Raw genomic sequence first — 15,179 nt, 5'->3', positions numbered from 1 at the left:
TTGATTTCGGGTGCTACGGCTCTTGAACTCAGCTTTCGTCGCCGGCGACGCGCATCTTGATGATCTTGTCCGGGCTGTCGACCATACCGTTATTCGACTGCGAACCCTTTTTGATCTTGTCGACGACATCCATGCCGGACACCACTTCGCCAAACACGGTATATTTGCCATTGAGCTGCGGCGCATCCGCATAGCAGATGAAAAACTGCGAATTGCCCGAATTGACGTCGCCGCCTTCGCGCGCCATTCCCACTGTGCCGCGCTTGAACGGCGTATCCGTAAACTCCGCCTTCAAATCCGTGTAGCGCGAACCCTGCATCCCGGTGCCGGTCGGATCGCCGGCTTGCGCCATGAAACCGTCGATGACGCGATGGAACACAATGCCGTCGTAGAAATGCTCTTTGGCGAGCTTCTCGATGCGCTCGACGTGCTTGGGCGCGAGATCGGGCCGCAGCTTGATGGTGACGCGGCCATCCTTGGTGTCGAGATAAAGGATATGATCCTCGGCGGCCTTGGCGGGCGCTGCGCTGAATGCGGCGACGGCCGCGGCGGCAAGAATGTGACGGCGCGTGAAATTCATATAGCCTCCCTATGTTTTGGCGCGTCTTCTGACGGCGCGTTCAAGCGCCGCGACAGAGGCGGCCGGCACAAAGGCCGACACGTCGCCGCCGAGCGCCGCGATCTGACGCACGAGCGTTCCGCTGACATGGCGTAGCCCTGGCGAAGCGGGCAGGAAAATCGTGCGAATGTCGGGCGCAAGCGTCCCGTTCATCCCCGCCATCTGCATCTCATAGTCGAAATCGGCGCTATCGCGCAAACCGCGCAAAATTGCGCAAGCGCTGTGCTGGCGCGCCGCCTCCACGACGAGGCCATCAAAGCCCGCCACCTCAAAGGCGCAAGACGAGCCAAGCGATGCGCAGGCGGCGCGAATGACGGCGGCGCGCTCCTCGAACGAAAGCCAAGGCTCCTTGCCGTGGTGCACGCCGATCGCGACGACAATCTTATCGAATAGCGCGCCGCCCTGAGCCATCACGTCAAGATGACCAAAGGTCAGCGGGTCGAAAGAGCCGGCGTAAAGCGCGGTTCGTGCGGTCGTGGCGGAGGCGGCGGCCATGGCAGGGGTATAGGTGATTTTGCGCGATTTCGCGAGGAGCGACACGCGGTCCGTGTAATCAAACCCCTCGGCCGAGGCCGCGTTCCACAGGCGCTTTCTTGACCTTTAATAGACCTTCGGCGGGTGCGCGCCCTCCCGCGCTGCGAGACGAGCCCTACAATAGGTTGTGGCGCATCCGGCGCGGATGTCGGACGCCCTATGAAGGAGGCTCCAGATGGGACTCTTGGATTTTCTGACCGGAAAAGGCAAACCTGGGCCTGCCCCAGACGCGCTCAAGAAGACTGCCGAGGCCACCCCCAAAGCTGAAGAAAAGTCCGCAGCCGGCGCTTCGGCCGAAACCTTTTACGTTGTAAAGCCGGGCGATACGCTTTGGAAAATCGCCGAAGCGCATTACGGGGCCGGCAAGGGCGCCAAATATATGGAGATCTTCGAAGCCAATCGGCCATTGCTGACCGATCCTGACAAGATCCAACCCGGCCAACGTCTGCGCATTCCCCGAGCTTCGAGCGGAACTTCGGCCGGCGGCGGCGACATCGCTGGAAGGCACTAGCCGACAGCTTCGGCTCTCGACTGGACTAGGTTTGGCGTTTAAGCCTTCGTGGCGTCGAAGGCGGGGACGGCGCGCGCAAATTTTTCGAGCCAAGCCATGAGGCGCGGATGTTTCTCCCGCCATGCGCCCGCAAAACGCAAATCCAAATAGCCAAGCGCGCAGGCGACGGCGATGTGGCCGATATCAATCGAGCCTGCTGGCGGACCCGCCTCGAGCGCGTCGAGCGCACGATCGATCTTGCCTTGCTGAAGCGCGATCGCCTCGTCGTAGCGTAAGGCTTCGGGGCGATTGAACGTTTCGTAGCGGATCAAAAGCGCGGCGTCGTTGATCCCATCGCCGAGCGCCTGCAGCCGCAACGCCGTGAAACGCGCCGCCGGCTCAGCCGGGATGATCCGCCCCCCGCCAGCGAGATGATCCAGATATTCGGCGATGACGCGGCTGTCATAGAGCGACGAGCCGTCCTCCAAAATCAGAGTCGGGATTTTGCCAAGAGGATTCTGACGACGCAGGCTATCGGCCGGATCCGACGCATCCGCTGCGACGACCTCGATCCTTTCCGACAATCCGAGCATGTGGGCCGCTATTCGGATTTTTCTGGCGTAGGGCGAGGCGGGAGAATGGCGCAGAACGAGCATTGCTCGTTCCTATCATCCGTCCAATGAACCAACAACGCCGTGGTCCGTTAATCTTCGACGTCTGCTGTAGCTTGATAAGCGCGCACAATGAGCCAGATGTCGAATGGCCGCACGGAGCTCGCCGCCGGACGGCGATTCACGTCCTCCAGCGAGGAGAACTAAAAAATGCAACGCCGCACTTTCATTACGGCGCTACTGGCCGGCTTTGGCGCGACTGTCGTCGTCTCGCAATCGCAGGCGCTTCCTGGGCTAATTCCCCCTGCCCAAGATGGATTGACTCCCGCCCGTCCCCAGTCCGGCGTCGCGACGCCTGAAGACATGGAGAAGGCAAAGATCGAAAAAAGCTGGTGGCGTCGTCGCTGGTATTGGCGTCGTCGTTGGTATTGGCGTCGTCGTTGGTGGTGGCGCCGCCGCTATTGGTGAGATAACGCCACAGAACGCGCACTCGAGCATCCTTCCGAGACCGACACAGTCGGACTCGGAAGCTTTGTCGCGTCACTCGCCAGCGAGCCACGCCGCCTGATAGCCGGCGCCCTCGCCCTGCGCCAGCCGCTCGGCGAGAAACCCAAGAAGCGTCTTAGCCTCCTGCTCGAAGACAAATGGCGGGTTGACGACAACCATTCCGGAACTTCGCAAGCCTTCTTCTTTTCCGCCAATGCTCAAGGAAAGCCGCAAGATGCGCCGTATGCCGCTTTCCTGCAGGCGATTGTAAAATCTGCGAACGTCGCTATCGCTCTTTGAAGGATGCCATAGCGCATAAATGCCGGAACTCCATTTCGCATAGGCTTTCGTGAAGGCTTCGAACGCGGCTTCAAACTCATCTTCGCGCTCGAAAGGCGGATCGATCAGAACGAGCCCGCGCCTTTCCTTGGGCGGCACATATGCGCCAACGCCTATATAGCCGTCGATATGAATCGTCTTGATGCGTTCGTCACGCGCAAAACGGCGACGCAGCGCCGCGAAAGCGTCAGGCCTCAATTCGCAATAAATTGCGCGGTCCTGTGGACGCATCAATTTTTGCGCGATCGTCGGCGAGCCCGGGTAAAGCGAGGGCCTTCCCTCTTGATCGAACGGGCTCAGACAATCCAGGTAAGCATTAAGAAGCGAACGAACTTCGGCGCTCGCTTCGGATAGGTCCGCAAGACGGCCCACGCCGCCGCGCCATTCGCCTGTGCGCTCCGCCTCTTCTGCGGAAAGGTCATAAGCGCCTTCTCCCGCATGCGTGTCGATGACGCGAAATGGCGTTTCTTTGCGCGTCAAGTAGATCAGAAGGCGCACGAGCAGAGCGTGTTTGAAGACGTCGGCGAAATTGCCGGCGTGAAACCCGTGGCGATAGTTCATAAGCGCTAGAGCGGCGCGGGCGCGCTGATTTCACGCACGTGGCAGCCGCGCCGCACAACTTCTGGACAGGCGCGAAACTCACGCAGGTCCTTGGACAGGCAGATGCGCACGCCATCCATCACGCGCCGCCGGCACGACACCGCCATCATGCCCGGACGTAGCCTCGGGTTGGATTGATAAAACGCGCGCTCGACGTCGATTGGCGTAAACGTCTGGTCGCGCGCGGGTTTGACAAAGAGCGGCGGGATCGTCACCGCGGCATGCGCATGCGCCACATCGGCGAAATAGTCGCTCGGGCTTTTGCCGCTGCAAACTCCGTGTTTGCGCCACTCGTAGCGCGCGAGCCGCTCGTCAGGGAATAACCCCGCCGCCTTTTCAAGCGCGACGCGCGACGGAGCGCCCGCGCCCGCGCATTCGCCGGGGGCGCCGCTTTCATATTGCGGCCACAGCCCGTGAACGACGAAACCGAGCCCTTTTCCAGGTTCGCACTGATCCCGTGCGCCATCGACGCTCTGGCAGAAGCCGGGCGACCAGCTGAGCGCCAGCACGTAAAAGTCGAAGTCGCGCGCTGCGCCGGCGCTCGTATTTAGAGCCGGTTGACTGCTGCAATCATCCGCCGCGCAGTCGCCCTCCTTGGCGGCGCTGGAAAATCCCGGCGCGAAGACCGCGCAGATCAGAACGGCCCACGCCGCGCAACGAACGAAAACTCTTCTCATATCAAACAACTCTTCATATCAAACGACTCTCAAACAGGGATACGTCAGGGACCCGCGGCTCGACAATTGGGGCTGAAGGCGTAATTGCGGTCCAGCCCGACGACGCACCACGTTACGCCCGGCCCCGCGCCGATAAAGCCCAAGTCTTCGCCGATATTATAAACGACCTCGCGTTTCACGCCGTCGTTGAACAGCGCCACCGCGCGACAATAGCGGCGAGGAATGTAACTCAAGCCGTTATTACGGACTCCGAATTCGCCAATCTGTTCGAAATCGACGATGGCGAGCGGCGAGTTCCAGTACCAGGACTCTCGCGCTTCGAATCCCTTGGAGATTTCGTAGAGAATCGTCGGATCGATGCAATAGCGCGCGAATCCGGAGTATGGCAGGATTCGAAATTCCGCAGGCGGATTTTGCTCCCGCGCTGGCTGGCCGAGGGCTGTGGCCGCGCCCAGCCCGAAAAAAGCGGCCCCCGCTGCGCGCGCCAAAAATCTGCTCGTTTGCCGCATTTTGGCTTCTCCTTGGCCCCGCCCAGTCGCCGGCGATTGACGCCAGAATCGCGCGAGGCGTCAAGGCCGCAAACGCCACATTAGCCAAGACGAGCGGCAAGGATGCCAATGGCCCCGCGCCGCGCTATAATGGCTCCCATGTCTATGAGCGTACAGAGGCTGCGCCCGCTTGTGGCGCTTTTTGTCGGCGTGGCCGCGATGAGCGCCACTCCGGATCCGTCCTTCGCACAGGACCCATTCGTTGAATTCTTCGGCGGCTTGTTCGAAGGCCGACCACATCATGGGCCCTGGGGGCCTCGCGAGCCGCGGGTGCGACGTATTATGCCGCATCGAGAGAATCGCGGGCCGACTTATTGGCACGCCGACAATCCGCGCGCCGGCAAACAATCGGAAAGCGCTACCGACCACAACGCCCCGGTTACCCAGCCAACCTTCTTCGTTGCAACGGTCGGCGACACGCTGGGCCTGCTTCTCGCAAACGGCCTGAAAGACGGATTTTCGGACCGGCCTGATGTGTCCATCATCCGGAAGGGCAAGGAAAGCAGCGGACTTGTCCGTGACGACTTCTACGACTGGCCGAAAGCGGCGAAAGAGATCGCCGACGACGCGCAGAAGATCAATGTCGCCGTCGTGATGCTCGGCAGCAACGACCGCCAGGCGATTCAGCTGGGCGGCGAATCATATGAACCGCTGTCGCCGCGCTGGCGGGAATTATACGCGGCGCGGGTCGACGCGGTGATCGCGGCGTTCAAGGAAAAAAATATTCCTGTCATCTGGGTCGGCCTGCCGGTCATGAAGAATGAACGCCTGTCCGCGGACATGGCGCAACTCAACGAAATATACAAAGCGCGCTCGGCCCACGCCGGCGTGCCTTACGTAGATCTGTGGGACGCGCTGACCGACGAACACGGGCAGTACAGCGCGTTTGGGCCGGACATCAACGGCCAGATCGTCAAGCTACGCTCGGCCGACGGCGTACATTTCACCGAGGCCGGCGCGCGCAGCGTGGCGCATTTCGTCGAAAGCGAGATCAAGAAATACTACGACGCCTATCGTGAGCAGGCCCCGGTCGCCGACACTCCGGCGGCGCCGCAGCCCGAGACGGCGAAGGGCGCGACCGCGCCTCAGCAACCCGTGGCGACGGCGCCGGAAAACGGCCAGCCGATCATATTCCGCTCGCCGGTGGGCGGCCCTTCGGCGGCGCCAACCCTGCCCGAACGGCCCGCGGTAGGATCGACGCAGCAGTTGACCGGCGGAGGAGCGGCGACGGAGCTCGCGAAGCGCGCTCCCGCGAGCAAAGCGCCAGACTCCGCCACGCCGGCGCAAGCGCTCGCGCGCCATGTTTTTATCGAGGGCGGCGACCAGAGTCCGCGGGAGAACCGCGCCGACGACTATAGCTGGCGGCCGTCAGCGAATCCGACTCCTCAGCCGCGCTGACGATTTGTGCGTTCCCGCACGGAACGCTTTTCGGTGGTTTTGCATTCTCTCCATCGAGAGAGAAATTGTGGAGCCGCCGCTATGTCCTGCCAAGAGTTCAGTGCCCGCCGCTTTCTGAGAGTCGCCGGCTGCGCCGCTTTCGCGGGGCTTTTATCGACCGCAGCGCATGCTCAGGAACGCTCGTTCCTGGCGCTGTTCGATCCGTGGGCCGGCGCGCGGGAGATGACGGCGACCTACTATGACGCTCGCGACCAGCAGGCCTATTGGGGAACTCCGGATCAGCAAGCCGACGGCGGCGGGCAGCAGGCCTATTACGGGACGCAGGATCAGCAGGCCGATTACGGCTCGCAGGATCCGCAAGGCTACTACGGCTCCCAAGACCCGCAGGCCTATTATAACGGCGGGCAGGAAGACGCCCGGCTCGCTCGCGAATATCCGACCTCGACGCGCGAGATCGTGGACGACCCGACCAAAGAACGGCCCGGCACCATCACGGTCGACACCAAGAACCGCTATCTCTATCTGTCGATGCCGAACGGGCAGGCCGTACGCTATGGCGTCGGCGTCGGCCGACAGGGCTTCACCTGGAAAGGCCGGACCCATATCGGCCGCAAGGAAAGCTGGCCGGGTTGGACGCCTCCGGCGGCGATGTTGAAGCGCCGGCCCGATCTGCCCCGCCATATGGTGGGCGGCGAGGAGAATCCGCTCGGCGCGCGCGCCATGTATCTTTACTCGGGCGACCGCGACACGATGTTCCGCATCCATGGCTCGAACGAGCCTTGGACGATTGGCCAGGCAGTTTCCTCGGGCTGCATCCGAATGCTGAACAACGACGTGACCGATCTGTTCAGCCGCGTGAAGGTGGGAACCACGGTCGTCGTGCTGTAGGCGAGCTACGAGTGAAAAAAGGCCCCGATTTTCGGGGCCTTTTTTATGCGCGCTATTCAAGCGAGCAATTGAACACCAAATTGGTGAGCGCCGAAAAGGTCACTTGAATGAAGACCCAAACCCCGATCAGCGTCCAGGCGAGCTTGTATTTTTCGCGGCCATAAAGGAACGCGCCGATAAGCGGCAGAATGAGAAAGAAGAACTGCCAGGGCGTGCTGACGAAGGTGTCGCAATACCACAAGTTTAGCTGTTCACTGACCATTTACTTTCACCTTGGCAGATTTGTTTCGCCCATCAGGAATTCATCGACTGAATGCGCGCATTGGCGTCCTTCGCGAATGGCCCAAACGACGAGCGATTGTCCGCGCCGCATGTCTCCGCAGGCGAAGATCTTCTCGCGAGTCGATTGATACAAGCGCGTATCCGCCGCGACATTGCCGCGCGAATCGAGATCGACCCCAAGCGCTTCGAGCAGGCCTTCGCGCACCGGCGAAACAAACCCCATGGCGAGAAGCACGAGATCGGCCCTGAGCTTGAATTCGCTTCCCGGCTCCTCTTGCATTTTGCCGTCGACGCGCACACAGCGCAGCGCCTTCACCACGCCGTCCTTGCCCTCAAATTCGCGCGTCAGCACCGAGAATTCGCGCGAGGAACCTTCGTCGTGAGAGGAGGAGGTGCGCAGCTTCAGCGGCCAGTCCGGCCAAGTCAGCAGCTTGTGCTCCTTCTCGGGCGGACGCGGCATGATTTCGAGCTGCGTCACCGAAAGAGCACCCTGGCGCACCGAAGTGCCGATGCAGTCCGAACCGGTGTCGCCGCCGCCGATGACGATGACATGTTTGCCAGTGGCGAGGATCGGTTCGTTCGTCGAGAGCGGCTCACCCGACACCCGACGGTTCTGCTGGGGCAGAAAGTCCATGGCGTAGTGAACGCCACGCAATTCGCGTCCCGGGATCGGCAGATCGCGAGGCTGCTCCGCGCCGCCGGCGAGGATCACGGCATCATGGCCTGACACGAGATCGGCGCCGGAAAGATCGACGCCGACATGGACGCCGCAGTGAAACACGGCCCCTTCCGCCTCCATCTGCTGAATGCGGCGGTCGATGAGGCGCTTTTCCATCTTGAAATCGGGAATGCCGTAGCGCAGCAAGCCGCCTGGCTTCGCGTGTTTTTCGTAGACATGCACGTCGTGGCCGGCGCGCGCGAGCTGCTGCGCCGCGGCAAGCCCCGCCGGCCCGGAGCCGACTACGGCGATTTTCTTGCCCGTCTTGCGCTTTGGCGGCTCGGGAATGACCCAGCCTTGCTCGAACCCTCGATCGATGATCGCGCATTCGATTGTCTTGATGGTGACCGGCTGATCCTGAAGATTCAGCGTGCAGGACGCTTCGCAAGGCGCTGGGCAAACGCGGCCGGTGAACTCGGGGAAATTATTCGTTGAATGGAGGTTGACGAGCGCCCGCCGCCATTCGCCGTGGTAGACGAGGTCGTTCCAGTCGGGAATCTGATTATTGACCGGGCAGCCGTTGTGGCAGAAGGGAATGCCGCAATCCATGCAGCGCGACGCCTGGCTGCGCGTGGTCTCGTCCGACAACGGAATGACGAATTCGCGATAGTGGCGAATGCGGTCGGCCGCGGGCTTATATTTGCGGTCATGCCGGTCGATTTCGAGAAAACCGGTCACCTTACCCATCTTATCGCGCACCTTTCGCGCCGCGACATCGCGGCGGCAACTGCATTTCTCATCGCGCGCCGGCCTCATGCCGAAAACGAATTCGCCTTCTGGCCAAAGCGCCCTGAGCTGCCGCGATCTTGGATGTTTTCTAAACGCTTTCGGGGCGTCGGCGTCAAGCCGCGAAGCTTCGGCGGCGATCGGACGAGCGCTGGGTCACGCGCCTGCGGCGGGCGCCATGGGCTGAGACGGATTCTCGCCGACGAGCGTGCGCAGCAGCTTCACCTGCCGCTCGGCCTTCGCCGCGTAGAGCGCCGCATCGGCCACAGAGAGAAGCCCCTCGGCGTCCTCGACCTCCTCCGGCGCGAGAGCGACGCCGACGCTAACGCCGATCGTCGCGCAAATGCCACCGCCGAGATCGTAAGGCGCCGATATGGAATTTGTTAGACGATTGCCGAGTTCCGTCGCCTGCTCGCCGGTCAGTCCCTTCGCGAGCACCACGAATTCATCGCCGCCGATCCGCGCCGCGACGTCAGTCGCGCGTAGAGAGCGGCGTAGACGCTCTGCGACCATCTTGAGCAGCCTGTCTCCAGCGACGTGTCCGTGCGTGTCGTTGATGGCCTTGAAGTTGTCGAGATCAAGAAAGAGCACGGCAAGTTCTTTGGCGGCCTGCTGCTCGGCCTTCAGCCCCGCGTCGACCGCTTCCGCCAGTCCCAGACGATTTGCGAGTCCGGTGAGCGTATCATGCCTTGCGCGATGCTCATTCTCCCGCTCGCTCTGCATCGTAGAGAGCAACATCTTATTGAGCGTGAAGGTTGCGGAGCTCATGGCCGCAAGGAAAAGCGGCACTTGCAGTAAAACGACGTAGAGCAAAGGCTTGCCCGCGATCACAACCGCGGGCACGAAGGGACCGACGCTGATCAGCATCATCGCCGTCGCGAGCCGGGGAGCGTTGAAAGCGCGAAAGCAGACGCCGCCAACCATTCCCATCGCCGTCGAACAGGCAAGCGTTGCAACGACCCAGTCGCCGCTTATCAGGCTGATAAAGCCGCCATAGCCGATGCTGGCGCTCCAGATCAGGCTGAGCAAAACATAGAGGTCGGTCGGCGTTGTGCGACGCTGAGAGGCGGCGTGGCGCGCCTTGAACAGCACGCTCAACCGAGCGGCGCAGACGGCAATTTCGATAATAAGCCAGGCGACGAACGGTGGCGTCGGGTGGCGAATGGCGATGGCTGCCGTCACAAGAATTGTGCTAACGACGCCGCCGGCGAATATGGGCAGCGTGCCAAACAGGCCGCCGATGAGCGCGACCCGAATATCATGGGGCGCGTTCGCGCCGGGATAGGCGAGCCAGCGCATCGCTGGCCAGTTCGGCAAGCTGTAAACTCGAGAGCCGTCTCGCATCTGGTTTTCTGCCGCCGTTAAGGAAAACCGCCGCGTTTAAGCCAAGTTAGCCTAATCCCCCTCTTAACAATCCTTTTGGATTAAGGCAAAGGGGCGCTTGCGGCGCCGCCTTCGCCAAGCTCACTCACCCGCGGCCTTCAGTTGCTCAGGCTGCTTCCTGCGCGCGTTAAGCTCATTGAGCGCACGCCGATACTCGACCGGCATCACCTTACGAAACTTGCCCATGTAGTTTGGCCAGTCCTCCAGGATTTCGCGCGCCCGCGTCGAACCGGTGTAACGTAGGTGATTTGCGATTAGCTGGCGTAAACGCTCGGCGTCAAACCGCGTCATGTCGCTCATCACGTCGACACGCCCATGGCCTTCGAGGTCCCCCGACTGGTGATAAGTCTCGGTCATAACGGCCTCCTCGGCGCGCACCGGCTCGAGATCGACCATCGCGAGATTGCAGCGCGTGGAGAAGGCGTCATCCTCGTCCAAGACATAGGCGATGCCGCCCGACATGCCGGCAGCGAAGTTGCGGCCGGTCTGACCTAGCACCACCACGACGCCGCCCGTCATATATTCGCAGCCGTGATCGCCGACGCCTTCGACAACGGCGATTGCTCCTGAGTTGCGCACGGCGAAACGTTCGCCGGCGAACCCTCGAAAATAGCACTCGCCGGCAATCGCGCCGTAAAGCACCGTATTGCCGACAATGATCGAGTTCGTCGGATCGATCTGCTTGGCGTTCCGCGAGGGATAGACGATGAGCTTTCCGCCCGAGAGGCCCTTGCCGACATAGTCGTTGGCTTCGCCTTCGAGGCGCAGCGTCACGCCGCGCGCGAGAAAGGCGCCAAAGCTCTGGCCCGCGGTGCCGGTCGCGCGAATGTCGATCGTATCCTCCGGCAATCCCGCATGGCCATAGATGCGAGCGACTTCGCCGGAAAGCATCGCGCCGGTGGCGCGATCGACGTTACGGATCAGCGTTTCAATTGAAACTTTCGCGCCGCGGTCGAGCGCGACGCGCGCTTCGGCGACGAGCTTGTTGTCGAGGACCTTATCCAGTCCGTGATCCTGCGCCGCGCTGTGCCGGATAGCGACGCCCTCTCCTTGCGGCTTGAAGAACAGCTTGGAGAAGTCGAGACCACGCGCCTTCCAATGCGCAATCGCCTTCTCCTTGTCGAGCATCTGCATCTGCCCGATCATCTCGTCGAAGCTGCGATAGCCCATTGAAGCCATGAGTTCGCGCGCTTCTTCCGCGACGAAGAAGAAATAGTTGATCACATGTTCCGGCAAGCCGACGAAACGCTTGCGCAGAACAGGATCCTGAGTCGCCACGCCAACGGGACAAGTGTTGAGGTGACACTTGCGCATCATGATGCAACCCGCTGCAATGAGCGGCGCCGTCGCGAAGCCGAATTCATCCGCGCCGAGCAGTGCCCCGATCACGACGTCGCGCCCCGTGCGCAAGCCGCCATCGACCTGCACGGCGATGCGCGAACGCAGATTGTTCAACACCAGCGTCTGATGCGTTTCGGCGAGACCGATCTCCCAGGGCGAACCGGCATGCTTGATTGAGGTGAGCGGCGATGCGCCAGTGCCGCCCTCGAAACCGGAGATCGTCACGTGATCGGCGCGCCCCTTGGAGACGCCCGCGGCGACAGTGCCGACGCCGACTTCCGAGACGAGCTTCACCGACACGGCGGCGCGCGGATTGGCGTTCTTGAGATCAAAGATCAGCTGCGCCAAATCCTCGATCGAATAGATGTCATGGTGCGGCGGCGGCGAGATCAGGCCGACGCCTGGAGTCGAGTGGCGCACCTTGGCGATGACCGCGTCGACCTTGTCGCCTGGCAGTTGCCCGCCTTCGCCCGGCTTCGCGCCCTGCGCCATCTTGATCTGCATCATATCGGCGTTGACGAGATATTCCGTCGTGACGCCGAAGCGCCCTGACGCCACCTGCTTGATGGCGCTGCGCATTGAATCGCCATTTGGCAACGGCTTGAAGCGGTCAGGCTCTTCGCCGCCTTCGCCTGTATTCGATCTGCCGCCGATGCGATTCATGGCAATGGCGAGCGTCGTATGCGCCTCGCGCGAGATCGAGCCAAACGACATCGCGCCGGTTGAGAAGCGTTTGACGATCTCGCTTGCGGGCTCGACCTCATCGAGCGGGACCGGCTTACGGCCGTCTTCATCTGCGCCCTTGATGCGGAAAAGGCCGCGCAGATTGAGAAGCTTCTCGTCCTGCTCGTTCAGGAGCTTGGCGAAGGCGCGATATTTATCCTGTGCGTTTCCGCGCACGGCGTGCTGCAAGAGCGACACGGTCTGCGGCGTCCAGCTATGCGCCTCGCCTCTGATACGGAACGCATAATCGCCGCCGACGTCAAGCGCCTCCTTGTAGACCGGCGCGTCGCTGAAGGCGAGACGATGGCGACGCACGGTCTCGCGCGCGATCTCTTCAAGCCCGACGCCTTCGATGCGCGTCGTTGTGCCGGTGAAGAATTCATCGACGAAGCTTTGCGCGAGCCCGACGGCGTCAAAGATCTGCGCGCCGCAATAGGACTGATAGGTGGAGATGCCCATCTTGGACATCACCTTCAACAGCCCCTTGTCGATCGCCTTGATGTAGCGCTTGACGGCCGTCGGTCCGTCGACGTCGGAAGGAAACTCCGCCGCAGAAGCGATGAGCGTTTCAAAGGCGAGATAAGGATTGATTGCTTCTGCGCCGTAGCCCGCAAGGCAGCAGAAGTGATGCACCTCGCGCGCCTCGCCCGTCTCGACGACGAGGCCGACTGACGTGCGCAAACCTCTGCGGATCAAATGATGATGCACGGCGGCTGTCGCGAGCAGCGCGGGAATCGGAATGCGGTCTGGCCCGACCATACGATCCGAGAGGATGATGATGTTATAGCGGCCGCTGACCGCTTCTTCGGCGCGTTCGCACAGCCGCTTGATCGCCGCGCGCATGCCCTCGGCGCCCTTTGCGGCGTCATAGGTGACGTCGATCGTCTTGGTGTCGAAACTGTCCTCGATGGTGCCGATCCAGCGGATCTTTTCGAGGTCTTCGCTCGTCAAGATCGGCTGGCGCACTTCGAGGCGCTTCTTGTTCGCCGAGCCTTCGTGGTCGAGGATGTTGGGCCGCGGACCGATGAAGGACACGAGGCTCATGACCAGTTCTTCGCGGATCGGATCGATCGGCGGATTGGTCACCTGCGCGAAGTTCTGCTTGAAATAGGTGTAGAGCAGCTTCTCCTTGTCGGAGAGCGGAGACACGGGCGTGTCGGTGCCCATCGAGCCGACCGCCTCCTGGCCAGTGACGGCCATTGGGAAAAGCAGCAGGTCGAGGTCTTCCTGCGTGTAGCCGAAGGCTTGCTGACGATCGAGCATCGACACGTCCCAACGCGCAGGACGCGTGTCGACAGGCTTCAAATCTTCAAGCTGGATTTGCGTGCGCGCCAGCCACTCCTTGTAAGGGTGAGAGTTCGACAGCTCCTTCTTGATCTCGTCGTCGGAGATGATGCGTCCCTGCTCCAGATCGACAAGCAGCATCTTGCCGGGCTGGAGACGCCACTTCGTAACGATCTTCTCTTCGGGGATCGGCAACACGCCCATTTCTGACGCCATGACGACGAGACCATCGTCGGTGACGAGATAGCGCGCAGGCCGAAGCCCATTGCGATCGAGCGTCGCGCCGATCTGGAGGCCGTCGGTGAAGGCCATAGCGGCGGGACCGTCCCACGGCTCCATGAGCGCCGCATGATGCTCGTAGAAAGCCTTGCGATCGGCGTCCATCAATGGATTGCCGGCCCAAGCTTCCGGAATGAGCATCATCACCGCATGGGCAAGCGAATAGCCGCCGCGCACGAGGAATTCGAGCGCATTGTCGAAACAGGCAGTGTCGGACTGGCCTTCATAGGAAATCGGCCACAGCTTGGTGATCTCCTCGCCAAACAGCGGCGATGACACCGACGCCTGGCGCGCCGCCATCCAGTTCAAATTGCCGCGCAACGTATTGATTTCGCCGTTATGCGCGACGAAGCGATAAGGATGCGCAAGCCGCCACGACGGGAATGTGTTCGTCGCAAAGCGCTGATGCACGAGCGCCAGCGCTGAGATGAAACGCTCGTCCTTGAGATCGAGAAAATATTCGCCGAGCTGCGAGACGAGCACCATCCCCTTATAGACAATGGTGCGCGAAGAGACGGAGACGGCGTAAAATTCGCGTCCGCCATTGCCGAGTTTGTAAATCTCGTTCGACGCCGCCTTGCGCGCGAGATAGATGCGCCGCTCGAAAATGTCTGCGTCGGCGACGTCCGTTCCTTTACCGATAAAGATCTGCGCGTGGTGTGGCTCGACGGCTTTCACAGCCTCGCCGAGATCGCTTGAATCGACGGGAAGATCGCGCCAGCCGAGGACGACGAGCCCTTCTTCTTCGACCGATTTTTCGATGATGCCGCGCGCGCGCACACGCGTTTCGGGATCACGCGGCAGGAAAAACTGGCCGATGGCGTAGTCGCCGGCGGCCGGAAGTTCGATGCCGAGCTTCGCGCATTCGGCCTTGAAAAACTCATGCGGAATTTGAACGAGAATGCCGCAGCCGTCGCCGAGCTTGGGATCGGCGCCAACGGCGCCGCGATGATCGAGATTGAGCAGGATGCGCAATCCCATTTCGACGATCGCATGCGACTTCTCATTACGCATATTGGCGACGAAGCCGACGCCGCAGGAGTCATGCTCCTTGGCGGGATCATAAAGCCCTTGCGCCGGCGGAAGAGCAGGATCGCGGCCGAGCGGCTGCGCTCCGGCTTCAGCGAAATGCTCGGCGGCTTTCGTCATCTCGGCGTCTCCTCGACAGGATCGCGCGCCTCTTCACGCGCTCCTGCATGTTCATCGAACCATAAAATTGTCATCGGCGTGACCGAAATCGTCACGGCGCCGAT

13 protein-coding genes and 1 pseudogene are annotated in these 15,179 nt (G+C 61.6%); 4 read left to right on the top strand and 10 right to left on the bottom strand.

All coding sequences use genetic code 11. The annotated features are described in order from the left end of the window. Positions 1-28: 28 nt before the first annotated feature. Both FEV16_RS03720 and coaD read right to left on the bottom strand, forming a co-directional pair. The gene (locus FEV16_RS03720) at positions 29-580 is read right to left on the bottom strand and encodes a peptidylprolyl isomerase (protein ID WP_138166218.1); all 552 of its coding nucleotides are present in this window, start codon (positions 578-580) and stop codon (positions 29-31) included. A gap of 9 nt (positions 581-589) precedes the next feature. After that, on the bottom strand, positions 590-1,114 hold the full coding sequence (gene coaD / locus FEV16_RS03715; protein WP_138166476.1) for a pantetheine-phosphate adenylyltransferase: 525 nt from the start codon (positions 1,112-1,114) through the stop codon (positions 590-592). 301 nt (positions 1,115-1,415) lie between these two features. On the opposite strand from coaD, the pseudogene FEV16_RS03710 reads away from it, so the two are divergent. Then, positions 1,416-1,664 (top strand): annotated as a pseudogene (locus FEV16_RS03710) (LysM peptidoglycan-binding domain-containing protein); the annotation flags it as partial. A 38-nt stretch (positions 1,665-1,702) separates the two neighbouring features. Here FEV16_RS03710 and FEV16_RS03705 read toward each other — a convergent pair. Next, positions 1,703-2,299, bottom strand: coding sequence for a glutathione S-transferase (locus FEV16_RS03705; RefSeq protein ID WP_138166216.1), 597 nt, complete (start codon positions 2,297-2,299; stop codon positions 1,703-1,705). A 165-nt stretch (positions 2,300-2,464) separates the two neighbouring features. On the opposite strand from FEV16_RS03705, the gene FEV16_RS03700 reads away from it, so the two are divergent. After that, positions 2,465-2,722: a hypothetical protein gene (locus FEV16_RS03700; RefSeq protein WP_138166215.1), complete on the top strand. Its 258-nt coding sequence runs from the start codon at positions 2,465-2,467 to the stop codon at positions 2,720-2,722. Positions 2,723-2,794: 72 nt separating this feature from the next. Here FEV16_RS03700 and rlmJ read toward each other — a convergent pair whose 3' ends face one another. Genes rlmJ through FEV16_RS03685 form a run of 3 tightly spaced genes read right to left on the bottom strand, consistent with a single transcriptional unit; the run spans position 2,795 to position 4,865 of the window. After that, positions 2,795-3,640: a 23S rRNA (adenine(2030)-N(6))-methyltransferase RlmJ gene (gene rlmJ, locus FEV16_RS03695; protein ID WP_138166214.1), complete on the bottom strand. Its 846-nt coding sequence runs from the start codon at positions 3,638-3,640 to the stop codon at positions 2,795-2,797. A gap of 5 nt (positions 3,641-3,645) precedes the next feature. After that, a complete protein-coding gene (locus FEV16_RS03690) occupies positions 3,646-4,356 on the bottom strand; it encodes a ribonuclease T (protein WP_138166213.1) in 711 nt (236 codons plus the stop codon). A 44-nt stretch (positions 4,357-4,400) separates the two neighbouring features. After that, positions 4,401-4,865: a hypothetical protein gene (locus tag FEV16_RS03685; RefSeq protein ID WP_138166212.1), complete on the bottom strand. Its 465-nt coding sequence runs from the start codon at positions 4,863-4,865 to the stop codon at positions 4,401-4,403. Between the two features lie 144 nt (positions 4,866-5,009). On the opposite strand from FEV16_RS03685, the gene FEV16_RS03680 reads away from it, so the two are divergent. Together FEV16_RS03680 and FEV16_RS03675 are read left to right on the top strand one after the other, a co-directional pair. Continuing rightward, positions 5,010-6,302: an SGNH family hydrolase gene (locus FEV16_RS03680; RefSeq protein ID WP_246657149.1), complete on the top strand. Its 1,293-nt coding sequence runs from the start codon at positions 5,010-5,012 to the stop codon at positions 6,300-6,302. An 81-nt stretch (positions 6,303-6,383) separates the two neighbouring features. Continuing rightward, positions 6,384-7,190 (top strand): L,D-transpeptidase, encoded by an 807-nt coding sequence (locus FEV16_RS03675; protein ID WP_138166210.1) that lies wholly within the window; start codon positions 6,384-6,386, stop codon positions 7,188-7,190. A gap of 52 nt (positions 7,191-7,242) precedes the next feature. On the opposite strand, the gene FEV16_RS03670 is transcribed toward FEV16_RS03675, so the two are convergent. The 4 genes from FEV16_RS03670 to gltB form a co-directional block, all read right to left on the bottom strand. Continuing rightward, on the bottom strand, positions 7,243-7,452 hold the full coding sequence (locus tag FEV16_RS03670; RefSeq protein ID WP_138166209.1) for a hypothetical protein: 210 nt from the start codon (positions 7,450-7,452) through the stop codon (positions 7,243-7,245). A gap of 6 nt (positions 7,453-7,458) precedes the next feature. Next, positions 7,459-8,877 (bottom strand): glutamate synthase subunit beta, encoded by a 1,419-nt coding sequence (locus FEV16_RS03665; protein WP_138166474.1) that lies wholly within the window; start codon positions 8,875-8,877, stop codon positions 7,459-7,461. 195 nt (positions 8,878-9,072) lie between these two features. Then, positions 9,073-10,260, bottom strand: a complete 1,188-nt coding sequence (locus FEV16_RS03660) for a GGDEF domain-containing protein (RefSeq protein ID WP_138166208.1) — start codon at positions 10,258-10,260, stop codon at positions 9,073-9,075. A 120-nt stretch (positions 10,261-10,380) separates the two neighbouring features. Next, on the bottom strand, positions 10,381-15,075 hold the full coding sequence (gltB, locus tag FEV16_RS03655; protein ID WP_138166207.1) for a glutamate synthase large subunit: 4,695 nt from the start codon (positions 15,073-15,075) through the stop codon (positions 10,381-10,383). Positions 15,076-15,179: the final 104 nt, after the last annotated feature.

It is taken from the genome of Methylocystis sp. B8, assembly GCF_005771425.1.
In the GTDB taxonomy this organism is placed as follows: Bacteria; Pseudomonadota; Alphaproteobacteria; order Rhizobiales; family Beijerinckiaceae; genus Methylocystis.
Note: the sequence above shows the minus strand (reverse complement) of the source record. Positions and strands in the feature narration are given on the sequence as shown.